Consider the following 21,146-nt stretch of genomic DNA (forward strand, 5'->3'; position numbering starts at 1 on the left):
CGCCCACGCAATGGTTGGATTCAGGTCGTCTCAGCAGGGTGTCGCGGCGCCTTTGCGCGCGTACCACCACCAGGTCACCACGATGCAGCTCAGGTAAAAAACGACGAACATGTAGAAGGCCATCTCAGGGCCGCCGGTCTGGGCCATCGAAGTGCCGAAGGATTTGGGAATGAAGAACGCACCGAAGGCGCCCATGGCCGAACTGAAGCCCAGGACGGCGGCCGATTCCTTGCCGGCATCCTTGAGCGCCTGTTCACGCACGGCTGGCGATTTCCCGGCCGAGGCTTTTTCGTGCTGCGTGCGGAAGATCACCGGGATCATCCGGAAGGTGGAGCCGTTGCCCACGCCAGTGGTGATGAACAGCAGCATGAACAAGCCGAGGAAGCCGTAGAAGCTTCCGCCCGCGCCGTTCTGCGGCAAGAAGTGCATCACGCCGAAGACCATCGCGATCATCGCCACGAAGTTCCACAGGGTCACTTTCGCGCCACCGAGCTTGTCCGCCAGCCAGCCGCCCAATGGCCGTACCAGCGCACCGACCAATGGGCCAAGGAAGGCGAATTTCAAGGCGATGACATCCGGAAAGGAGGTTTTGATCAGCAGCGGAAACGCGGCGGAAAAGCCGATGAACGAACCGAAGGTCGCCAGGTACAACCAGCACATCAGCCAGTTGTGCTTGCGCTTGAAGATCACCGCCTGTTCGCTGAACGAGGCCCGGGCGCTGGACAGGTCATTCATGCCGAACCAGGCCAACACTGTCACCAGGACGATAAATGGCACCCAGATGAACCCGGCGTTCTGCAGCCACAACTGACCGCCGTCCGGCAACGCTTGCGGCGAGCCGCCCATGAAGCCGAACACACCGAAGGTAATCACCAGCGGCACACAGAACTGCATCACCGAGACGCCCAGGTTGCCCAGTCCGGCGTTGAGGCCCAGAGCGGTGCCCTGCTGGGACTTGGGATAGAAGAAGCTGATGTTGGACATGCTCGAGGCGAAGTTGCCGCCACCGAAACCGCAGAGCAAGGCAATCAACACGAACACGCTGTATGAGGTGCTCGGGTCCTGCACGGCGAAGCCCATCCAGATCGATGGCAGCAGCAGCGACGCAGTGCTCAGGGCGGTCCAGCGCCGGCCGCCGAAGATCGGCACCATAAAGGAATAGAAGACCCGCAAGGTCGCACCGGACAGCCCCGGCAATGCCGCCAGCCAGAACAGTTGGTCGGTGGTGAAGCTGAAGCCGATGGCGTTCAAGCGCACAATCACCGTGCTCCAGACCATCCACACCGCAAAGGCCAACAACAGCGCAGGAATGGAAATCCACAAGTTGCGAGTGGCGGTCTGTTTGCCGCTACTTCCCCAGAACGCGGGGTCCTCGGGGCGCCAGTCATGAATGACCGGGCCTTTGTCAGGCGTTTGCAGAACGGACATGTTCTTCTCCTTGGGCAATGCTGGAAATCGGGGACGGGATCAGCAGCGGCTCTTTACCAAGCACCGGGCTTTTGCGTATTTCGCTGAAGTACATCCAGGTGAGGGAGACCCAGACCACGCCGTACATCAACATGAAGCAGGAAGAACGCACGCCGGTGAGGTCCACCAGGGCGCCGAACAGGATCGGCAGCACGAAACCGCCCAGGCCACCCGCCAGGCCAACGATGCCGGACACCGCGCCCATGTTTTTCGGGTATTCATTGGCGATGTATTTGAAAACCGAGGCCTTGCCGAATGCGAAGGCGATGCCCATGACGAACAGCAGCACGGTGAACAACGCGGGGCTCAGGCCAATGTGGAAATCCAGCGGACCGTCGATGGTCTGCACTTGCAGTTGGGTCTGGGGATACGAGAGCAGGAACAGGCAGATCCAGCTGACCCACAACACCCACCAGGTCACGCTTTGCGCCCCCCAGCGATCCGACATCCAGCCGCCGACAGCACGCAGTACGCCGCCGGGCAGGGAAAAACAGGCCGCCAGCAGCGCCGCGCTTTGCAAGCTGAAACCGTATTCCTGCACGTAGTACTTGGTCATCCACAGTGCCAGGGCAACGTAGCCGCCGAAGACGATCGAGTAGTACTGGCAGTAGCGCCACACCGCAGGATCCTTCAGCGAGCGCAGTTGCTCACGCAAGCTGGCGCCCGTGGCACTACGATGGCCCTTGTTTTCTGAGGTCAGGAACCAGAACAGCAGCGCAGTGATAAACAAGATCGCACTGAAGACTTTCGGCACCAGCTGCCAGCTGCCGGCGGCGATCAGCGCCGGGGCCAGGAACTTGGTCACCGCCGACCCGGCGTTACCGGCACCGAAGATGCCCATGGCGAAGCCCTGGTTCTCCTTGTCGAACCATTTGGCGACGTAGGCAATCCCAACGGAAAACGAGCCACCGGCCAGGCCGACGAACAAACCCAGTACCAGGAACTGCCAGTAGGCGGTGGCGTGACTGATCAAGTACAGCGGCGTGACGCAAGTCAGCATCAGCAGGAAAAACACGCTGCGCCCGCCAAATCGGTCGGTCAGCAACCCCAGCGGCAAACGCACCAGCGAGCCGGTCAGCACCGGGGTCGCGGCCAGCAGGCCGAATTGGGTTTCGTTGAGCTGGAGCAATTCCTTGATCGGCACGCCGAGCACGGCAAACATCATCCAGACCATGAAGCACACAGTGAAGGCCAGCGTGCTCATGCCCAGCACCAAGCCTTGTCGTACACGCGGTTGGGTCACAATGCTCTCCCGTCAATTAGCCATGGCGGCAGACTAGAGAGGCAAACCCCGCAAAAACTTGACCCAGGTCAACGATGCCCATGTGGCCCTAAGCCTATGCTTAGCCCGCCTACCTCCAAGGAGGTAGTGCTAGAAAACCTTGAAAACCTTTATTTATCAGCTTGTTAAGGGTTTCAACCCACGCTTTTGCCGACAAGGAACTGTCGACAACTCTTTAGAGGTAGCTCGCCCAGGAACGGCGGCAAAACCCCACGCTGGAACGTGCATGCTCTGTTTTCTTATCGCTTTCCCGGACCTGCGCCGATGATCCGCTGGTTGCGCAGCTCCCTGCCCGCTCGCGCCGGGCTGGCGGTGATCCTGATCGCCGTGCTGGCGCTCGCCAGTTCATTGAGCGCCGGGCTGATCGCCTGGTTCAGCCAGGGCGATGCCGCTGCCATCAACACCGCAGGCTCGGTGCGCATGGAGACCTATCACCTGAGCTGGAAACTCGCCGCTGGCGTCGCCGACGAAGAAATCACCACCATCATCGACAGCCTGCAAAACCGCTTGGACAGCCACTCTCTCAAAGCGGTACTGGAAGATGGCCCGACCACCGCATTGCAACTCAGTTATGGGCAAATCCAGCAACACTGGAATGAGGATTTGCGTCCGGCACTGGAGCGCGGCGATGCGGCGGCCTTTCAGGCCCAGGCGCAGTCCTTCGTTGAGCAACTGAACCAGTTCGTCGATCTGTTGCAACGCCAAAGCGAACAAAAGCAAGGCTGGCAACAGGCGATCCAGGGCCTGGCCCTGTTCACCACCATGATCGTCCTGCTGCTCGGGCTCTACGAACTGCAGTACGGCGTCGTTACCCCTTTGAAGGAGTTGGTGGATGCAACCCAGCGCTTTCGTCGCGGCGACTTCAAGGTGCGGGTCAACCATCAGTCCGAGGATGAGCTGGGCCAGTTGGCCATGAGTTTCAACACCATGGCCGAGACGATCGAAGAGTCGCATCGCACCCTGGAAAGTCAGGTCCGGCAAAAAACCCTGAACCTGCAACAAGCCAATGCCGCCCTGGAGCTTCTGTATCAAAGCAGCCGAAGCCTGGCCACACGCCTGGCCAATGCCGAAGGCCTGGATGAGTTGATTCGGCGCTTCCAGCAACGCCTGCCCGGCTTGCGCCTGTCGCTGTGCCTGCAAGGGCAGATGCAGGCACCGGCCCAGCAGCTGCTCGCCCTGCATGGCGCGAACATCCGGGAAGTCTGCGCCAGTAGCGACTGCGCCACGTGCCAGCGACACCCTAAAACCAACCCGCAAATCTTCAGCATCAGCAACCAGGGCAGTGAACTGGGGGAACTCAAGGCGCACTTTGTCGACGGGCACCCCATGCAAGCCTGGGAAACCCAACTGATCCAGGCCCTGGCCAATCTGATCGGCACCTCGCTCTCGCTCAAGCGTCAACGGGAACAGGATCATCGCCTGCTACTGCTCGAAGAACGCACGATCATCGCCCGCGAGCTGCACGATTCACTGGCCCAGGCCCTGTCCTACATGAAGCTGCAAGTCAGCCGCATGCAAACCCTGATGCGCCGGGGCGAACCGGTCCAGACCCTGGAAACCGTCACCAGCGAATTGCGCGAGGGACTGAACAATGCCTATCGCCAGTTGCGCGAGTTGCTGACCACGTTTCGCTTGCAGATTCACGACGCGGGACTGGTACAGGAACTCAAGGACACGGCCGAGGAGTTTTCCCGTCGCGGAGAATTTCAGGTGCACCTGCACGTCGACACGCTGGCCTTTCAGCTATCGGCCAGCGAACAAATCCACATTTTGCAGATCACCCGCGAGGCGCTCTCCAACTGCCTGCGCCACGCCCATGCGCAAAACGCCTGGCTGCAACTGCGCCAGGATGGCGAGACCGTAAGGTTGTCGGTCGAAGACGACGGGCGTGGGTTCAGTGGCAATGTCGACCAGCGCGAACACCACGGCCTGAACATCATGGATGAGCGGGCTCGCAGCCTGCGCGGCCAACTGCAGATATTTTCCAGGGAGCCCCAAGGCACCCGTGTCCAACTGGAATTCCACCCGGAGTTTCTCGGGCAGCAAACAGAAGGTAGCGCCACATGACCCCGTCCCCACAACACAAAATCCTGCTGGTAGACGATCACCCGATGATGCGTCACGGCATTCGCCAGATGCTCGAACTCGAAGATGATTTCCTGATCGTCGGCGAAGCCAGCCAGGGTGAAGAAGCACTCAGTCTGATTGAGCCGCTTCAGCCGGACCTGGTTTTGCTCGACAACAACATGCCGCAAATGAATGGCATCGAAACCCTGCGCCGGCTACGAGCCATGCACTACACCGGCAAAGTCCTGCTGTTTACGGTATCGGACGCCGAAGACGATATTCGCGATGCATTGCGCCTGGATGCCGACGGCTATCTGCTCAAGGACATGGAGCCCGAATTGTTGATTCAGTACATCCGCGATGCCCTGAACGGCGCGCTGGTGATCAGCCCGGGACTGACCCAAGTCATGGCGCAAGCACTGCGTGCTCCTGCGCGTCAGGCCGTGGTGGAACTGACCGAGCGTGAGCGTCAGGTGCTGAAAACCATCGCCAGCGGCTTCAGCAACAAGGTCATCGGGCACAAACTGGGCATCACCGAAGGCACGGTCAAGGTTCACGTCAAAAACCTGTTGCACAAACTCGGCTTGCGCTCACGAGTAGAGGCGGCGGTGTGGGCCATGGAACATCTGCGCAACGCCGGCTGAAGGGTATTCCTCTTTGGAGGTAGGCCTGCAGAGGCATAGGTCATCGAGCCTGCGCTCTCTACTATGGTCGTCAGCGGAGGTACGCCATGCTGACTCACCCTTCCATCGTTTTAACGTTGCGCCGTCATCATCTGTTCAGCCAACTGCCGGAGAAAGTCTTCGAGGAAGTCTGCGGCCTGGCCATGCTCAAACGCCTGAGTTGTCACAGTACGCTCATGCATCAAGGGGATCCGGCCAGGCGTTTTTTCCTGCTGGTCAGCGGCCAGGTCAAGTTGTACCGGCTCACCGGCGAAGGCCAGGAGAACCTGGTGGAGATCATTCAGCCCGGCCAGACTTTTGCCGAAGCCTTGCTGTTCAGCCAGGCTCGTCTGTATCCGGTGAGCGCCACCGCGCTGAAGGACAGCGTGCTGGTGAGCATCGACGGCAACCATTACCGCAATGCCCTGGAGGACCAGCCGAGAGTCTGCCTGGCCATCCTGGCGAGCATGAGCGTTCACCTGCACCTGCGTCTGCGCGATATCGATACCTTGACCATGGCCAGTGCGAGCCGTCGGGTGATCAATTTCCTGTTCCAGGAACGCCACCCGGTAACCGGCCAGATTGTCTTGCAGATGTCCAAACGCCTGGTGGCGTCGAAGCTGGGAATTCAGCCGGAAACCTTTTCGCGGATACTGCATCGCCTGGTGGAAAGCGGCCTGATTGCCATGGAACGACGCCACATCAGCATCCTCGCCGAAAAGGAACTGGCCGCTTTCCAATAGTCGGAATTGACCGTCATCAAGGCGCCCATCCACACCTCTTGCACACTGACAGAGCCCATCCACGGAGAGTGCAAATGCCCCGTTCAACCCTGCCTTTGGTTTACTCCTGCTCAGGCTGCTCCAACGTCGCCCAACTGGCCAACACCCTGGCCGTGCGCCTGGATCGCAGTGGTCTCGCTGAAATGTCCTGCATCGTTGGTGTCGGCGGGCATGTGGCAGCGCTGGTCAACAAAGCGCGCTCGGGGCGCCGGATCTTCGCGCTGGACGGCTGCCCGCTGCAATGCGTCGAGAACTGCCTCAAGCAACATGGCCTGCACGCGGACGTGCACCTGATCCTCAGCCACTACGGGCTGCGCAAACGCTATGGCGAGGACTGCACGCTGGCGCAGAGTGATGAGTTGTTTGAAGGGATCAGGCAGTTGATTGCCAGTGATGCCCGACAGCACGGAAGCCGCCAGTAAACGATTAATGCTGTTCACTTAAGCAATTTCAGCCGCGACGCATTCTTTGTAGCAGCTGCCGAAGGCTGCGTTCGGCGGCGAAGCCGTCGTCAAACCAGTGATTGCGGCGTGTCAGGCAGACCGCACTAGCCGGATTCACGACGGCTTCGCCGCCGAACGCAGCCTCGCAGGCTCGACAGCTGCTACAGATCGCATTACGGCTTAAGTGAACAGCATTACAGTAAACGATGGCCTGAGGGCCAACGAAAATCCAACTGTGGGAGCGGCGGTGCGACGATTCGACCTGCTCGCTCCCACATTTAATCTACGTTGGTCATCCCGCCGCCAAGCCCTTCCCCGCTCGCTCCAGATTGCGCCACAACCACACGGGCAGAACATCGGGATCAAGGCTGTCAATCAGGTTCTTCAGCGCCAGCCCCAGTTCGGTATCACCCTCGATGACCAGCCGCCGGCGAAAGAACAACGTGTCGGGATCTTCCTGACGGCTGGCCAGCAATAAAAATTCGCGCCAGTTACCGCTGATGGTCACGTTCGCCGTAGCGTGCTCGGCAATCCGCAAGCCCTGACGACTGAGCGTCAGGTACCAGGACAAACCCAGGTCCGGAATCCGCAAGCACAGCCAGCGCCCGCGCAGCACTTCGAACTCGCCCTCGCGCAATGGCTCGGCGAGGCAGCGATTCAGCGTCTGCTGCAACGCCAGGCGCTGCACGGCAAAAGGCACCCGGCGCACCAGTGGCAACAACCGGTCGGCGCCTTTCAACAGCCACTTCTTTCGATTCAGCACAGGCCAACCTCCTCGACGCGCAGCATGCCGGCCTGACCATGCCAATAGCCATTGCAACCTTCGACGAACAGCGGCGGTGTTTCGCCCAGACGAACCCGTTGATAGGCCGCGATCACTTCGTCCATGCCCTGAGCACGAGGGCTCAAGCGCAACAGATCGGCACCACAGGCCACCAGTCCGGCGTAATCGGCCAGCAGGTTGGTCACCTCGGCCGACATCGTTTGAATACCGTTAAGGGTAAACAGTGGTTGCCCCTCCTGGCTGGTCAGCGCCAGGCCATCGGGGTAGTTGATGCAGCAGAACCGGCAGTCGTCCTTGGGCCGGTTTTCTGCACGGGCAGTGAAGCAGCGGGCGGAATAGGCCAACGGCAGGTGCCCATAGGCGAAGATTTCAACTTCCGGCACTGCACGGCCCAGCTCGCGCACTTGCCCGATCACGTCGCTGATCAGCGTCGCCGAACACTCCACGGGCGGCACCCAGCGAGTCATTCCGCTGTCGAGTAATTGTGCCAATGAGTGGCCGTTGTACAGATTGAGCGCCGGGCCGCCCACGAACGGTAACTTGCGCTCGGCCAGGAAATGCACCGCGCCCATGTCGTTGGCCTCCACCAACAACTCGCCGTTGTCGCACAGCCGGCGCAGGCTGGAGAGTTCGGAGGCAGCCTCGATCAGCGTCAGGCTGGAAAGCACCAACTGTGCCTGGCTGCATTCCTGTAACTCGCGCCCCAGCCCCAGCCATTGATCCAGGGAAAAGGCCCGGCGTTTGGAGCACACGGTTTCCCCCAGATAAATCACGTCCAGGGGCAAGGTCGACATGTCGGCGTAAAAGTTGCTGAGTTGCTCTTTGTCCCAATAAAACAGGACCGGTCCCAGGCTGAGCTTCATGTCGCGTCCCTCATTGCCATGATCGATGATAAGCGCCCAGGGTGGTCTGGCTGCCTTCGGACAAACCGGCCAGCACCTGACGCCATTCTTCCTTGACCCGAAAACTGCCGGGCGCGCCACGGTGAGCGTCCAGTGCCGCGCGCCAGACCCGGGTGACTTGTTCGACATACGCCGGGCTGCGTTGGCGGCCCTCGATTTTCACCGCTTCGACGCCAATGGCCGTCAATTCCGGGAGCAAGTCCAGGGTGTCGAGGCTGGTGGGCTCCTCCAGCGCATGAAAGCGTTTGCCATCGACCAGAAAACGGCCTTTGCACAAGGTCGGGTAACCGGCCGATTCGTCAGGGGTGTAGCGATCGATCAGCACTTCGCTGAGGCGCGCGCTCAAGCCTTCGGCGTCCTCGCTCCAACGCACGGCTTTGGCTGGCGAACAGACACCGCACAGGTTCGGCGACTCACCGGTAATGTAGGAAGACAGGTGGCAACGCCCTTCGGCCATGATGCACAAGCTGCCGAAGCCAAAGACTTCGATGGGCACCGAGCTGCTGGCGGCGACTTGACGTACCTGCGCCAACGACAACACCCGTGGCAATACCGCGCGACGAATGCCGTAGCGCTGCGCATAAAATTCCAGCGCCGCGGCATGGGTTGCCGACCCCTGAACCGACAGGTGCAGGGCCAATTGCGGGTGACGCTGACTGGCATAGTCGAGCACCCCGGGGTCGGCGGCGATCAGCGCATCGACGCCGAAATCGGCGGCACGATCCACCGCCCGTTGCCAGCGCTCCCAACCCTTGGGTTGTGGGTACGTGTTGACCGCGACGTAGAGTTTGCGTTGATGTTGGCGGATGTGGGCGACGGCGGCGTCGAACTGTTTGTCGTCCATGTTCAACCCCGCGAAATGCCGGGCATTGGTGTCATCGCGAAAGCCGACATACACGGCATCGGCGCCTTGGCGCACCGCCGCTTTAAGCGCAGGCAGATTCCCTGCCGGGCAGACCAGTTGCATGGGTAATCCTCATGAAATTACGCGTCCGGGGCAGCGCCCGGCGTCTGTGGCGCACCCTTCGAAAAAGGCGCTGCCAGTCTAGCCAGACCGGCAGGCACAGCCTTGACGGCAATCAATTGCCATCACTGCATCAGGTCGGCGAAGGACAGGAACATCACGTTGTCGTGCTTGAGCACTTGCTGCTCGCACTCGATCACCGCCAGCCCGTCGGCCCAGCACGCGGCGGTCAACATGGCCGAGCTTTGCTGAGGGTGCAGTTCCACACTCAACTGGCCATCGGCACCGGGAATCAACCTGGCCCGCAGGTATTGTCGACGCTTGTTACGCTGCAACCAGTCGAACCCGGCGGGTACAGCCAACGGCACTGGCAGCACGTCAGTCACGCCCTGGGCCCGGAGCAGGAACGGACGCACCACCAACGCGGTAATCAGCGCCCCTGACGGGTTTCCCGGCATACCGATCCACGGTTTACCGGCCACTTCGCCATAGGCCAATGGCTTACCCGGCTGGATGGCCAGCCGCCAGAAATCCACACTGCCCAGTTCCTCGATGGCCTGTTTGAGGTGATCTTCCTCGCCGACCGACACGCCACCGGAGCTCAACAGCAAGTCGCATTCCGAAGACGCCAGGCTCAAGGCATGCCGGCTGGCCACCAACTCATCGGCCATGACGCCATAGTCGTGCACCTCGACGCCCCAGCCGCGCAACAACGCGGCGAGGCAATACCGATTGCTGTTGTAAATTTGCCCCGGCGCCAAGGGATCGCCCGGCTCACGCAGTTCGTTACCGCTGCTGAGCAGGCACACCTGCAACGGCCGATAGACCTCGACCCGGGCGATCCCGGCGCCGGCCAGCAACCCCAGTTCTTGCGCGCGCAGGCGTTTGCCGGCCTTGAGCAACAGATGCCCGCGGCGAACTTCCTCGCCCTCCTTGCGCACGTGATCGCCAACAGATACCGGCGGGAACCAGACGCGCTCGCCCTCAACCCGGCAGCGCTCTTGCGGCACCACGGTATCGGCACCCGGTGGTAATGGCGCGCCGGTAAAGATCTGCACCGTTTGCTGCGCAAGCAAGGGCGAGCGCGCCTGATCCCCCGCCGCAATTCGCCCGCCAATCGTCAAACAGCCACCTTCCGCTGGCAGGTCACCAGCCCTGAGGGCATACCCGTCCATGGCACTGTTGTCCCAGGCCGGCAGGTTCACCGGGCAATGAATGTCCACCGCCAGTACCCGCCCCATGGCTTGGTCCAGACGGACCATTTGCGCCAGGGGTGGCGGTGGTGCCTGGTCGAGCAGACGGCTGATGGCCTCGTCCACGGGCATCAGGTTGCCGAGGTCGCACACCCGGCCGCTCATGAGCGTGTCTCGCAGGCGTCGATGACCCGCTGTGCTTGCGCTTTCAAATGCGGGGCGAAATTACACGGGCCGGTGCGACTGTCCAGTTGCTCGAGCAGAATCTTGTTCCAGGCAGTCCGGCAGGCACCCGGCGAGCCAGGAACGCAGCACACCAGAACACCGTTACTCATCCCGGCCAGTGCCCGGGACTGCAGACTGGACATGCCAATCTCTTCCAGCGACACCTGGCGGAACAATTCGCCGAAGCCTTCCACATGTTTGTCCAGCAGTGGCAGCACCGCTTGCGGTGTGTTGTCACGAGCGGTGAAACCGGTGCCGCCAGTCATCAATATGACTTGCACCCGGGGGTCGGCGATCCACTGGGAGACCGTTGCGCGGATCTGATAAATGTCGTCCTTGACCAGGCCACGATCGATCAGCACATGCCCGGCGGTTTGCAGCAAATCCGCCAGGGTCTGTCCTGAAGTGTCGGTGTCAAAGGTGCGCGTATCGCTGATGGTCAGCACGGCAATGTTCAGGGGTTCGAAACTGCGTTGCGTCAGATGGGCCATATCCAGGCTTTCCCGTAGATGAGGGTATGGCCCAAAGCCTGAACCGGAATAGCGAACGAGCCTATTCCTCCAAGGAGGTACCTCGTCGGGGTCTATGGATTAATGGGGGACTCAAGCCCGTAGCAGCTGCCGCAGGCTGCTACGGGGGAACTTACTCGTCGCTCAAGGCGCCAAGCGGCGCCGTTGCCATGCACCATCTCGCAACCGGTAATCGAGACGGTCATGCAAGCGGTCGGCACGGCCCTGCCAGAACTCCAGACGTTCAGGGTGCAGGCAGTAGCCACCCCAATGCTCGGGACGCGAAACGGTCTGGCCAACGAAGCGCTTGATGGTCTGCGCCAACATCGACTCCAGCGCGGCACGACTGGCCAACGGACGGCTTTGCGGTGAAGCCCAGGCGCCCAGGCGACTGGCCATCGAGCGGGAATCGAAGTATGCATCCGAGAGTTGCGGGTCGAGCCTGGACACCCGGCCTTCGATGCGCACTTGACGCTCCAGCCCCGGCCAGAAAAACGTCATGGCGGCATAGGGATTGACCGCCAGCTGCTGCCCCTTGTCGCTCTGGTAATTACCGAAAAAAGTAAAACCTTCATCGCTCAAGCCTTTGAGCAACAGCACACGGCAGTGCGGCCGCCCTTCATCATCGACCGTCGCCAGCACCATGCTATTGGCTTCGACAGGTGCGCACTCGGTGTCGCGGGCCTGTTGCAGCCATTGCCGGAACATCGCCAACGGATCGTCCAGCGCAGCCTCATCTTGCAGGCCATTAAGGGTGTAGTTACGGCGCATTTGGGCCAGGGACAGGGGCATGACGGTGATCTCCGGAAGGTTTTGCGCAGTGTGCGAGGCACTGCGCGATACCACCTTGACCGCCATCAACACCGAGGGTCGAAGCGACAACGCCCTGACCTACTTCAGACGCAGGCGCCGCGCCAGTTTGTGCAAATTGCTGGGGTCGACTTCCAGCATCCGCGCGGCGCTGGCCCAGTTGTCCCCGGACAGGCTCAGGGCCTCGAGGATCTTCTTGCGCTGGTAATCATCGACGGCTTCGCCCAAGGGCTGGAACGGCAGATCAGCCGTAATGTCCCGGGATGGCTCGACCTCTGCCCCCGATGCTGCCATCGGGCTGTCGAGATCGAGAACCTCTGGCTCCAGCGTCATGATCGATGTGCGACTCGTCCCGCGACTGAGCTGCTTCAATGCGGCCCGACTGATGACGTGCTCCAGTTCGCGCACATTGCCCGGCCAGGTGTATGCCAGCAAGGCTCGCTCCGCCGCCGGCGACAAACGCAAACCTCGCAGGCCGAGCCGTGCCCGATTGAGCTCCAGAAAATGCCCGGCCAGCATCAACACATCGTGACCACGCTCGCGCAGCGCTGGAATCGGCACCGGGTACACCGAGAGGCGGTGATACAGATCGGCGCGAAACAAGCCATCGCGGATGCTGTCCGGCAGGTGCCGATTGGTGGCGGCGATGATGCGCACATCGACGTGCAACGGCTTGTCGGCGCCCAGGCGCTGGATCTCGCCGTTTTGCAGGGTGCGCAGCAATTTCGCTTGCACACTCAAGGGCAACTCCCCGACTTCATCGAGAAACAGCGTGCCACCGTTGGCGGCGTCGAAGCGTCCGGCACGGTCACTCGTAGCACCGGAAAAGGCGCCTTTGACATGCCCGAACAACTCACTCTCTGCCAGCGACTCCGGCAAGGCTGCGCAGTTAACCTGTATCAGCGGTTTGTGGTGGCGCCTTGAAAGACGATGCAAGCGCCGTGCGAACAGCTCTTTGCCGACGCCGGTCTCGCCCAGCAGCAATACCGGCAGATCGGAATCGGCCAGTACATCCAGCTCATTGAGCAACTGATGCAACACCTCACTTTGCCCAAGGATCTCGCCTTCTCCGACGGGCACGCGCAAGTCCTGAGGATCGCTGCGGGACAGGCGCAAGCTGCGGTTTTCCTGCTCCAGGCGGGTGACCCGCACGGCGGCTTCGATCTGCAAAGTGCAACGCTTGAGTTCTTCCCGCGCCCGGTTGTCAAAGGTCCCGGCGTGCAGCGCATCGAGGGTGATCGCGCCCCAGATCCGCCCCTCGACATAGAGGCTCACGCCCATGCAGTCATGCACCGGCAGCGGCTCGCCGACATGGTTGTCGAGCAAGCCGTCGTAGGGGTCCGGCAGGCGGCTGTCGGGCTCGAACCAGGTCGGCTCGCGCGACGCCATGATTGCCGCCAGCCGAGGATGCTGGGCAATGACGAACCGGCGCCCCAACGCTTCATGAACCAGCCCCACCGTCGCAACGGGCCTGAGGCTGTCGTCATCCAGACGTAACAACCCCACGGCGCCACTGTTGAAGTATTCGCGCAGGGTCTGGACCAGTCGTTGCAACCGCACGGCATTGGGCAACTCGACGATCAGGTCGGCCGCCAGGCTTTCTCGCAGCATGGTAGTCATCACCCTCTATGGTTGTATTTACCCTGAAGCATCAGGGTGAATATCACCACAACTAAAAATTAATCCATGTTTTTCAATACGTTAAAAATGGCATGCCGAGTGCAATGAGCCTGGGGAACCGTTGAAACCCAAACAAGGAACCCTGATGAGCCAGCCCCTATTGGAACAAAGCCTCGGCCAACTGGCCTGCGACATTCCCGGTGCCACCCGGATCTTTCACACCTTCAAACTGGACTTCTGTTGCGGCGGGCATAAAAGCCTGCGTGACGCGGCCCTTGGCAAAAACCTCGATCCAGTCCTCATTGCCGACGCCCTGCGGATTCTGCAAGACGCCGGCGAAACCCAGCACGACTGGCGCAACGAACCGTCGGAACTGCTGATCGCCCACCTTCTGACGCGCTACCACGCCCGCCACCGCGAGCAACTGCCGGAGCTGATCCGACTGGCTCGCCGCGTCGAGCAGGTCCATGGCGCGCGCAGCAGTTGCCCCAACGGCCTGGCCGATCTGCTGACAGACATGCAGCAGGAACTCGAAGGCCACATGCTCAAGGAAGAACAAGTGCTCTTCCCGATGCTGCAACAAGGCGTTGGCCCTCAGGCCGCACCGCCGATCCAGGTGCTGCGTTTCGAACACGATCAACATGGTGAAGCGCTGGAGAAGATGCTCGCCCTGACCAATCACATCATCCCGCCCGCCGATGCCTGTAACACCTGGCGTGCGCTCTACCGTGGGCTGCTGGAGTTCAAAGACGACCTGATGCAACACATCCACCTGGAAAACAACGTGTTGTTCATTAATGCCCTGAACCCCCGCCATTGATCGATTACCGGCCACCCCCAACCCGCGCCATCCAACCGGATGACGCGGGTTTTGTTTATGAGGGACGTATTGCGATCAGCCGTGCCAATAGAACATGGCCTTGGCCAGGATCACGATCAACACCATGTGCCCGAGAATGCTGCGGCGAATCCAGCTTGCGCGGGTCGCGGTCAGGCGCCCGTGGGTCAGCCAATAGGCCAGCAGCAAGTAATGACCAATGATGCTCAAGGCCAACAGGATTTTCAGGCTCAGCAACGTACCAAAACTGCTGGCCAGCGGCTGACTCAATGCGCCACGGTACTGCCACGCCAAACCGATGCCGGCGCCATACAACAGCAACACCACGCCGTGCAGAACCTTACGCGAACGCAGGGCAATCCCCTGATCCGCCGTCACTTGCGCAATCTCCGTCAACGGCTGGCGGGCGCGATGCCAGATGACCACCTCGAAAAACAGCGTGCCAATGAAGGCGATTGCTGCCAGCAGGTGTGCGACCAGAAAAAACGGATACATCAGCGGCAGCCTCTGTCAGTGTGCGTGCTCATCCCGGATGACCGTCAACCCGGGCCCGCAGCAGCATCGGCCCGTAGCGCCAGGTATACAGCGCAAACGCCAGCGCCCAGCACAGACCGGCCAGCCACAATGCGGCCAACGGCAAGAACAGGATCAACACCACCCGGCTCAGACACGCCAGGTTGAGCAGAATGAACGCCAGGGTCATGCCCGATGGCGGTTCCAGGGGGCGACCGGTGTGGCCGAGGCTGACCCGCGCGATCATCGCCAGCACCAGGCCAGCCATGGCTCCGATGGTCAGGCAATGCACCGCCAGACTCGGGTTAACCGGCACACCGAAATGCCACAGCGCCATCCCGAGACACGCCACCGCCAACCAGCCATAAGCCAGATGCAGCGACCACAGCAACGGCACGCGCCAGAGTGCCCGGTCATGCCAGCGCACCAGGCGTACCAGATGCCCTGCCGCCAGCACCGCGAACAGCAGGCCCACCCAGACATTGGGGGCGAGCGCAGGTCCTGCGGCATACAACAACGCCACCAGCGGCGAACCGACCAACAGCAGTCGATCCAGCCAGGGCCAGGCGGCAACGCCGTCCACCCGACCAAGGCCGCGCTGGGTGAAGAACGGAATGACCCGCCCGCCGATCAACCCCATCATCGCCGCCACCAGCCAGAGGCCGCTCAGCACGCCCTGGCGTTGCCAGCCTTCGTGCCCCTCGACCAGGCCATACAGAGACAACCCGTCAGCCAAGGCCAATAACATCAAGACCACCACAATCGGGTAGTTACGTTTCTGCCGCACTTTCCACAAGGTGAAGCCCATGAGTACCGCCACCGCCAACGGGAACGCCAGTTCCAGCACGGCGAGCAACGGCCATGGCGCATTGGCCAGCCAGGCCACCCGCGCCAACAACCACAGCAACGCCAGCGCGGCCAACGGTTTGCTGCTGAGGCCGGGGCGACCGGTCCAGGTCTGCACCGCCGTCAACAGAAAGCCCGCGATAATCGCCAACCCGAACCCGAACAGCAATTCATGCCGATGCCAGCCCAGCCAACCGCCCGCCGGCTGCCAGTTGGAAATCGAACCACTGAAGGCCGCCAGCCAGAGTGGAATGACCAGCACTGCCAAAAGGCAACCGGCGAGGAAAAATGGCCGAAAGGCCAGCCGAAACAGCGGCGTGATTGCCATCGCTTTACGGCGGTCAAGCACTTGCATAAAACCACTCCTCTACCTTGTTGCCGACCTGACACCAACCCGCAGGCGCCGAGGTAAATCCAGGGGCAATCATCGGGTATTACCGATCCATTGCCGTTGTCGCAGATCAAGTGTGCAAGGGGCGTGCCCTGATGCTTTCTCGTATTCCTGTGGCGAGGGAGCTTGCTCCCGCTCGGGTGCGCAGCAGCCGTAAAACCGGCGAATGCGTTCTATCAGACATACCGCGTAGATCGATGTTGGGAGTGCTTCGCACTCCAGCGGGAGCAAGCTCCCTCGCCACAGGGCATTCCGGATCAGGGTACAAATGACCATTAAAGGGTTATTTTCACCCTAATCCTCAGGGTCTTTTTTACCCTCACGCCTGAGAACCCCGCTAAATAAAGGCCTCCAAGCCTGGCCCATGTCTTGCTCAAGCTTGTGGAAATCAAACAAACCGATCCCAGGAGTCGTCATGAAAAAAGTCATCCAGCCACTGGCCTGGTTCGTGGTGTTGACCTCAATCCTGGCCGTGGCCAGTGGCGTTTCCCTGGGCCTCGTCTGACTTGATCACCAGCCCCCCTTCTCAATCTTCAGGATGAATTCTCATGGTGCTTCACCGCGTCCATCACCAGATTCTGCGCAGTCATCATCTGTTCGAGCCGTTGAACGAAGAACAGCTGGACGAATTGATGAGTACCAGCCAATTGCTGAGCATCGACAAAGGCGAGCCGTTGTTCCGTCAGGGGGAGCCGGCCGATGCGTTCTACTTCGTGATTGCCGGCGCGGTAAAAATCTACCGGCTGACACCGGATGGGCAGGAGAAAGTGTTCGAGGTCATCAGCGAGCGGCAAACCTTCGCAGAGGCGATGATGCTGATGGACACCCCAAACTATGTGGCCTCGGCCGAAGCGATCTGCCCCACCCAGCTCTATCGTTTATCCAACAGCACCTACATGCGCCTGCTGCAGAGCAATAGTCGGTTGACCTTCGCACTACTGGGCAAGCTCTGCGTTCGCTTACATCAACGGGTCAACGAAATCGAAACCCTGTCGCTGAAAAACGCCACCCACCGGGTCGTGCGTTATCTGCTGACGCAACTGGTGCGCCAGCAAACCGTTGACTGCCAATTCGAACTGCCGATGGCCAAGCAACTGATTGCCGGGCATCTGTCGATCCAGCCAGAAACCTTTTCGCGAATCATCCGCCGCTTGATCGATGAAAACATCATCACTCAGGACGGCCGTCAGATCGCCATTCTTGATCGTCTGCGCCTGGAACAGTTCGAGTGAGTGCCATGCCCGTCTGCCTGTATTGCCAACATGCCAACCCTTCACAAGAAACCGAGTGCCACCAATGCGGCATGCCCCTGCCGGCACTGGCTGAACACGCCGGGGAACGTCGGCAGCGCCGATTCATGTGGTTCTGCGTTGGCCTGACGGTCTTTTGCGTGGTGATGTTTTTCTGGCTGCCGCGCAGCTGAAGATCGCACATATCCCTGTAGCAGCTGGCGCAGCCTGCGTTCGGCAGCTGCTACAGGGACGCAGGTGGTCAAGGACATCACAGTTGGGTCAGCTGGCGGTACAACTGCGGCAAGCGCAGGGGCAGTTGTTCGGGCTGGCGGATCAAGGTGTAGCCATTGGCGCCGAACATGTATGGCAGGTAATCCCCGGCCTCGCGATCGATCGTGATACAGAACGGCGTCAGCCCCTGACGCCGTGCCTCCAGCACCGCCTCGCGGGTATCTTCAACGCCGTAGCGCCCCTCATACAGATCCAGATCATTCGGTTTGCCATCCGTCAGCAGCAACAACAGTTTGCTGCGCCGCTTGCTCGTGCCCAACAGTTGCGTGGCCTGGCGAATGGCGGCGCCCATACGTGTGTAATACCCCGGTTTGAGACCTTGAATACGACCTCGGGTGGTGTCGTCATAACGCTGGATGAACGACTTGAGTTCCTGCATGCGCACTTGCTGACGACGCAACGAGGAAAACCCGTACAGGGCGAAATCATCACCCAGCACCGACAAGGTTTCGCCGAACAGCAGCAGGCTGTCGCGGATCACGTCGATAACACGATGCTCATCGTTCAGATGGGCGTCGGTGGACATCGATACGTCGGCCAGCAACAGGCACGCCAGGTCGCGGCGAGTCTGCCGCTGCTCCATGAACAAACCGCGTTCGGCGCACTGGCCATGCTCGCGATCAACGTGAAAATCCAGCCAGGCCTGCATGTCCAGCTCTGATCCCTGAGGTTGTTGGCGTAACCATTGACGATCATTGCGCAGGTGCTCGAACTGACGCCGCAAGCGGTGCGCCGAGGCCTTCAAGCGTAGCGGCAGCGGCTGCGCCTCACAGTTTCGGGGCACCAGCATTTGCAGGTTGACGAAGCTGTCCTGCATCTGTTGCTTGCGATAGTCCCACTCCGGCAACTTGAGGCCCTCGCCGAGGGGAATATCGTCGACATCGGCCGGTGGTAAATCCAGATGCAGCTTGAGACCGCCACCCTTGCGCAGGCGTGTGCGCGACAGCGTCAACTCATCCAGGTCGTCGGCGACTCGGGCAGCGTCAGGGTCTTCGCTGTCATCCGACCAGCGATCCAGGTCCACGTGCTCGGTCCAGCTGAACAGGTTCTCCAGACGCACCACCAGCAACCCGCCTTCACGGGTGCTTTCATCGATCCGCGTCGCGCGCTTACGCCCGCCTTTCTGCTCGCCGGGTGGCGTGGTCAAAGACTCTTCGGACTCATCGCCCAGATCGGCAGTCTGCGGGCTGGCAAGGTTTTGCGGCGGGTACAACCACAGCGGCAGCGGCCACGCGGCCCGTTCGCTACGGGGAAAATGCTCGACACTGCCGGGCTCGCGCAACGCCTGGCATAACGCCCGCTCCAGGGCCGCTTCGCTGGCGTTCAACGAGGCCGGATCGGGGCGCAATTGCAGATGGGCATCGACCAGTCGTTGGTACCGAACACGCAGCGCCGGATAGCGTCGCAGCAGCTGTTGCGTCCAGCGTTGATTGTCCCGGCCCCAGTGGCGCATCTGCCCGGCCTGCGCCGCCAGCAACGCGAGCCACCGATAGAGTTCCTCATTCAGTGCCACGTCAGGAAACACCGCCAGGCTTGACGGCAGTCTTAGGTTAGTCGCGTCGCACCATGCCAGTGGCACTTGCTTGCAGGTGCCGGCGATTTGCTGCAACAGGTTACGCCGCAGCAGCAGATCGCGGTCGCTGGCGGCTTCCACACCGACGCCATTGGCACCGCCCATGGCGCGGAACAACAGCGCCAGCGGGCGTTGCTGGCTGGCCAGTTCAACCCGTGCTTCGGGGAAATCAGGGCTGGCGCGCCGGGTGATGAAACGATGCCAGACACTGCCAACCCACTCTTCCAGTTCGACGGTAAACGCCATGATGCTTGCCCTTGCTGGAAACCAAAAAAACGGCCCGCTGTATCAGCCGGGCCGACCTTTTCTAGCTATTGCACTCGTTCATGAAGGCACAACCGCAGCCGGAGCGCGCAAGGCTGCGCGGCCACGTTGCTTGAAGCTGAACAGGTAACAGAGCAGCCCGGCGAAGAAGCCGATACCAGCACCCAGACGCGCCCAGAACAGCACTTGCAGATGTTCGACCGTGGCCATGAATGGCAACGCGATCCCATCGGCCTGCCAGCGTTGCAGGTAAACCTGTACGACACCGGCCGCGGTGAGGAACAGCGTGATCATCACCATCGACAGGGTCATTAACCAGAAGCCCCAGACTTCGAGGGTCTGTGAACGCTCGTCACCCGCTTCACCCAGCCCGCGCAGGCGTGGCATGGCGTAGCTGATCAAGGTCATCACGATCATCGCGTAAGCACCGTAGAAAGCCAGGTGACCGTGCGCTGCCGTCAATTGCGAACCATGGGTGTAGAAGTTGACCGGCGCCAGGGTATGCAGAAAGCCCCAGACACCCGCACCGAAGAACGCCGTGACCGTGGTGCCCTTGGCCCACAGCGTGGCGGCACGGTTCGGGTGTTGCCGCCGACGGTTCTTCACCATGCTGAAGGCAAAGATCACCATGGCCAGGAACGGCAGCGGTTCGAATGCGGAGAAGATCGAGCCGACCCACAGCCAGACCTCGGGCGCACCGATCCAGAAGAAGTGGTGACCGGTGCCGATGATCCCGGTAATCAGCGCCATGGCGATGATCACGTAGAGCCATTTCTCCACGACTTCCCGGTCGACACCGGTGATCTTGATCAGCACGAAGGCGAGCATCGAGCCCATGATCAGTTCCCACACGCCTTCCACCCAAAGATGCACCACCCACCACCAGTAGAACTTGTCGCGGGCCAGATTACCGGGGTTGTAGAAGGAGAACAGGAAGAACACCGCAAGGCCGATCAACCCGGTCATCATCACCATGCTGACGGTGGTCTTGCGACCTTTGAGCAAGGTCATGCCGATGTTGTAGAGAAAGCCCAGGCACACCACCACAATGCCCATCTTGGTGATGGTCGGTTGCTCCAGGAACTCCCGGCCCATGGTCGGCAGCAGCTCGTTATGCGTCAGTTTGGCCAGGCCCGCATAAGGCACCAGCAGATAGCCGAGAATCGTCAACACACCAGCAGCGGCGAATACCCAGAACAGAATGATCGCCAGCTTCGGGCTGTGCAGTTCGCGGTCGGCCTCTTCCGGAATCAGGTAATAGGCGGCGCCCATGAAGCCGAACAGCAACCAGACGATCAGCAGATTGGTGTGCACCATCCGCGCCACGTTGAAGGGAATGATCGGGAACAGAAAGTCTCCGATCACGTATTGCACCCCCATGATCAAACCGAACAGCACCTGACCGAGAAACAGCATCAGGGCAAACACGAAGTACGGTTTGGCCACGGCTTGCGAGGCGAATTTCAGATGCGGATTAGCGATGCTCAT

Annotated in this window: 20 protein-coding genes; 7 read left to right on the plus strand and 13 right to left on the minus strand. The window is 60.8% G+C overall.

Going from position 1 to position 21,146, the window contains the following annotated elements; genetic code table 11:
* Nucleotides 1–30: 30 nt before the first annotated feature.
* Nucleotides 31–1,428 carry a NarK family nitrate/nitrite MFS transporter gene (locus AC07V0_RS02750; RefSeq protein WP_064617234.1) on the minus strand — a complete coding sequence of 466 codons (1,398 nt, stop codon included), beginning with the start codon at nt 1,426–1,428 and terminating at the stop codon, nt 31–33.
* The gene (locus tag AC07V0_RS02755; RefSeq protein WP_018927808.1) at nt 1,406–2,710 is read right to left on the minus strand and encodes an MFS transporter; all 1,305 of its coding nucleotides are present in this window, start codon (nt 2,708–2,710) and stop codon (nt 1,406–1,408) included. The genes AC07V0_RS02750 and AC07V0_RS02755 overlap by 23 nt, the downstream gene beginning before the upstream one ends.
* A gap of 303 nt (nt 2,711–3,013) precedes the next feature.
* On the opposite strand from AC07V0_RS02755, the gene AC07V0_RS02760 reads away from it, so the two are divergent.
* From AC07V0_RS02760 to AC07V0_RS02775, 4 genes are all read left to right on the plus strand, one after another.
* Nucleotides 3,014–4,816 (plus strand): HAMP domain-containing protein, encoded by a 1,803-nt coding sequence (locus AC07V0_RS02760; protein WP_086945724.1) that lies wholly within the window; start codon nt 3,014–3,016, stop codon nt 4,814–4,816.
* The gene (gene narL / locus AC07V0_RS02765; protein WP_018927806.1) at nt 4,813–5,460 is read left to right on the plus strand and encodes a two-component system response regulator NarL; all 648 of its coding nucleotides are present in this window, start codon (nt 4,813–4,815) and stop codon (nt 5,458–5,460) included. Before AC07V0_RS02760 ends, narL begins: the two co-directional genes overlap by 4 nt.
* A gap of 86 nt (nt 5,461–5,546) precedes the next feature.
* Nucleotides 5,547–6,221 (plus strand): Crp/Fnr family transcriptional regulator, encoded by a 675-nt coding sequence (locus AC07V0_RS02770; RefSeq protein ID WP_064617229.1) that lies wholly within the window; start codon nt 5,547–5,549, stop codon nt 6,219–6,221.
* 74 nt (nt 6,222–6,295) lie between these two features.
* Nucleotides 6,296–6,682 (plus strand): putative zinc-binding protein, encoded by a 387-nt coding sequence (locus AC07V0_RS02775; protein WP_064617227.1) that lies wholly within the window; start codon nt 6,296–6,298, stop codon nt 6,680–6,682.
* A gap of 313 nt (nt 6,683–6,995) precedes the next feature.
* Here AC07V0_RS02775 and ubiT read toward each other — a convergent pair whose 3' ends face one another.
* From ubiT to norR, 7 genes are all read right to left on the minus strand, one after another.
* Nucleotides 6,996–7,466, minus strand: a complete 471-nt coding sequence (gene ubiT / locus AC07V0_RS02780; protein WP_018927803.1) for a ubiquinone anaerobic biosynthesis accessory factor UbiT — start codon at nt 7,464–7,466, stop codon at nt 6,996–6,998.
* Complete coding sequence (locus AC07V0_RS02785; protein ID WP_018927802.1) at nt 7,460–8,350, minus strand: U32 family peptidase; 891 nt, start codon at nt 8,348–8,350, stop codon at nt 7,460–7,462. The genes ubiT and AC07V0_RS02785 overlap by 7 nt, the downstream gene beginning before the upstream one ends.
* Nucleotides 8,351–8,360: 10 nt before the next feature.
* Nucleotides 8,361–9,356, minus strand: a complete 996-nt coding sequence (gene ubiU, locus AC07V0_RS02790; RefSeq protein ID WP_018927801.1) for a ubiquinone anaerobic biosynthesis protein UbiU — start codon at nt 9,354–9,356, stop codon at nt 8,361–8,363.
* A 122-nt stretch (nt 9,357–9,478) separates the two neighbouring features.
* Nucleotides 9,479–10,711, minus strand: coding sequence for a molybdopterin molybdotransferase MoeA (locus tag AC07V0_RS02795; RefSeq protein ID WP_495019362.1), 1,233 nt, complete (start codon nt 10,709–10,711; stop codon nt 9,479–9,481).
* Complete coding sequence (moaB, locus tag AC07V0_RS02800; RefSeq protein ID WP_018927799.1) at nt 10,708–11,262, minus strand: molybdenum cofactor biosynthesis protein B; 555 nt, start codon at nt 11,260–11,262, stop codon at nt 10,708–10,710. Before moaB ends, AC07V0_RS02795 begins: the two co-directional genes overlap by 4 nt.
* 162 nt (nt 11,263–11,424) lie before the next feature.
* On the minus strand, nt 11,425–12,072 hold the full coding sequence (gene pdxH / locus AC07V0_RS02805) for a pyridoxamine 5'-phosphate oxidase (protein ID WP_086945768.1): 648 nt from the start codon (nt 12,070–12,072) through the stop codon (nt 11,425–11,427).
* Between the two features lie 99 nt (nt 12,073–12,171).
* Nucleotides 12,172–13,701 carry a nitric oxide reductase transcriptional regulator NorR gene (gene norR / locus AC07V0_RS02810; RefSeq protein WP_086945769.1) on the minus strand — a complete coding sequence of 510 codons (1,530 nt, stop codon included), beginning with the start codon at nt 13,699–13,701 and terminating at the stop codon, nt 12,172–12,174.
* A 154-nt stretch (nt 13,702–13,855) separates the two neighbouring features.
* On the opposite strand from norR, the gene ytfE reads away from it, so the two are divergent.
* Nucleotides 13,856–14,530: an iron-sulfur cluster repair protein YtfE gene (ytfE, locus tag AC07V0_RS02815; protein ID WP_086945726.1), complete on the plus strand. Its 675-nt coding sequence runs from the start codon at nt 13,856–13,858 to the stop codon at nt 14,528–14,530.
* A 75-nt stretch (nt 14,531–14,605) separates the two neighbouring features.
* Here ytfE and AC07V0_RS02820 read toward each other — a convergent pair whose 3' ends face one another.
* Entirely contained in the window at nt 14,606–15,043 is a 438-nt protein-coding gene (locus tag AC07V0_RS02820; RefSeq protein WP_086945727.1) for a hypothetical protein, read from the minus strand.
* Between the two features lie 28 nt (nt 15,044–15,071).
* A complete protein-coding gene (locus tag AC07V0_RS02825; RefSeq protein WP_086945728.1) occupies nt 15,072–16,262 on the minus strand; it encodes an NnrS family protein in 1,191 nt (396 codons plus the stop codon).
* Nucleotides 16,263–16,846: 584 nt separating this feature from the next.
* Here AC07V0_RS02825 and AC07V0_RS02830 point away from each other — a divergent pair.
* The gene (locus AC07V0_RS02830; RefSeq protein ID WP_018927791.1) at nt 16,847–17,530 is read left to right on the plus strand and encodes a Crp/Fnr family transcriptional regulator; all 684 of its coding nucleotides are present in this window, start codon (nt 16,847–16,849) and stop codon (nt 17,528–17,530) included.
* Complete coding sequence (locus AC07V0_RS02835; RefSeq protein ID WP_018927790.1) at nt 17,527–17,721, plus strand: hypothetical protein; 195 nt, start codon at nt 17,527–17,529, stop codon at nt 17,719–17,721. Before AC07V0_RS02830 ends, AC07V0_RS02835 begins: the two co-directional genes overlap by 4 nt.
* A 77-nt stretch (nt 17,722–17,798) precedes the next feature.
* On the opposite strand, the gene AC07V0_RS02840 is transcribed toward AC07V0_RS02835, so the two are convergent.
* On the minus strand, nt 17,799–19,640 hold the full coding sequence (locus tag AC07V0_RS02840; RefSeq protein ID WP_495019363.1) for a nitric oxide reductase activation protein NorD: 1,842 nt from the start codon (nt 19,638–19,640) through the stop codon (nt 17,799–17,801).
* A 78-nt stretch (nt 19,641–19,718) separates the two neighbouring features.
* A complete protein-coding gene (locus AC07V0_RS02845; RefSeq protein WP_018927788.1) occupies nt 19,719–21,146 on the minus strand; it encodes a cbb3-type cytochrome c oxidase subunit I in 1,428 nt (475 codons plus the stop codon).

It is taken from the genome of Pseudomonas sp. GW821-FHT01E10 (genome assembly GCF_059422365.1).

Bases quoted from the DNA above. Each gene is read 5' to 3' on its own strand.
- AC07V0_RS02750 (WP_064617234.1), bottom strand. From the start codon at position 1,428: ATGTCCGTTCTGCAAACGCCTGACAAAGGCCCGGTCATTCATGACTGG.
- AC07V0_RS02760 (WP_086945724.1), top strand. From the start codon at position 3,014: ATGATCCGCTGGTTGCGCAGCTCCCTGCCCGCTCGCGCCGGGCTGGCG.
- narL (WP_018927806.1), top strand. From the start codon at position 4,813: ATGACCCCGTCCCCACAACACAAAATCCTGCTGGTAGACGATCACCCG.
- AC07V0_RS02770 (WP_064617229.1), top strand. From the start codon at position 5,547: ATGCTGACTCACCCTTCCATCGTTTTAACGTTGCGCCGTCATCATCTG.
- AC07V0_RS02775 (WP_064617227.1), top strand. From the start codon at position 6,296: ATGCCCCGTTCAACCCTGCCTTTGGTTTACTCCTGCTCAGGCTGCTCC.
- AC07V0_RS02785 (WP_018927802.1), bottom strand. From the start codon at position 8,350: ATGAAGCTCAGCCTGGGACCGGTCCTGTTTTATTGGGACAAAGAGCAA.
- ubiU (WP_018927801.1), bottom strand. From the start codon at position 9,356: ATGCAACTGGTCTGCCCGGCAGGGAATCTGCCTGCGCTTAAAGCGGCG.
- AC07V0_RS02795 (WP_495019362.1), bottom strand. From the start codon at position 10,711: ATGAGCGGCCGGGTGTGCGACCTCGGCAACCTGATGCCCGTGGACGAG.
- moaB (WP_018927799.1), bottom strand. From the start codon at position 11,262: ATGGCCCATCTGACGCAACGCAGTTTCGAACCCCTGAACATTGCCGTG.
- pdxH (WP_086945768.1), bottom strand. From the start codon at position 12,072: ATGCCCCTGTCCCTGGCCCAAATGCGCCGTAACTACACCCTTAATGGC.
- norR (WP_086945769.1), bottom strand. From the start codon at position 13,701: ATGCTGCGAGAAAGCCTGGCGGCCGACCTGATCGTCGAGTTGCCCAAT.
- ytfE (WP_086945726.1), top strand. From the start codon at position 13,856: ATGAGCCAGCCCCTATTGGAACAAAGCCTCGGCCAACTGGCCTGCGAC.
- AC07V0_RS02820 (WP_086945727.1), bottom strand. From the start codon at position 15,043: ATGTATCCGTTTTTTCTGGTCGCACACCTGCTGGCAGCAATCGCCTTC.
- AC07V0_RS02825 (WP_086945728.1), bottom strand. From the start codon at position 16,262: ATGCAAGTGCTTGACCGCCGTAAAGCGATGGCAATCACGCCGCTGTTT.
- AC07V0_RS02830 (WP_018927791.1), top strand. From the start codon at position 16,847: ATGGTGCTTCACCGCGTCCATCACCAGATTCTGCGCAGTCATCATCTG.
- AC07V0_RS02840 (WP_495019363.1), bottom strand. From the start codon at position 19,640: ATGGCGTTTACCGTCGAACTGGAAGAGTGGGTTGGCAGTGTCTGGCAT.
- AC07V0_RS02845 (WP_018927788.1), bottom strand. From the start codon at position 21,146: ATGAGCATCGCTAATCCGCATCTGAAATTCGCCTCGCAAGCCGTGGCC.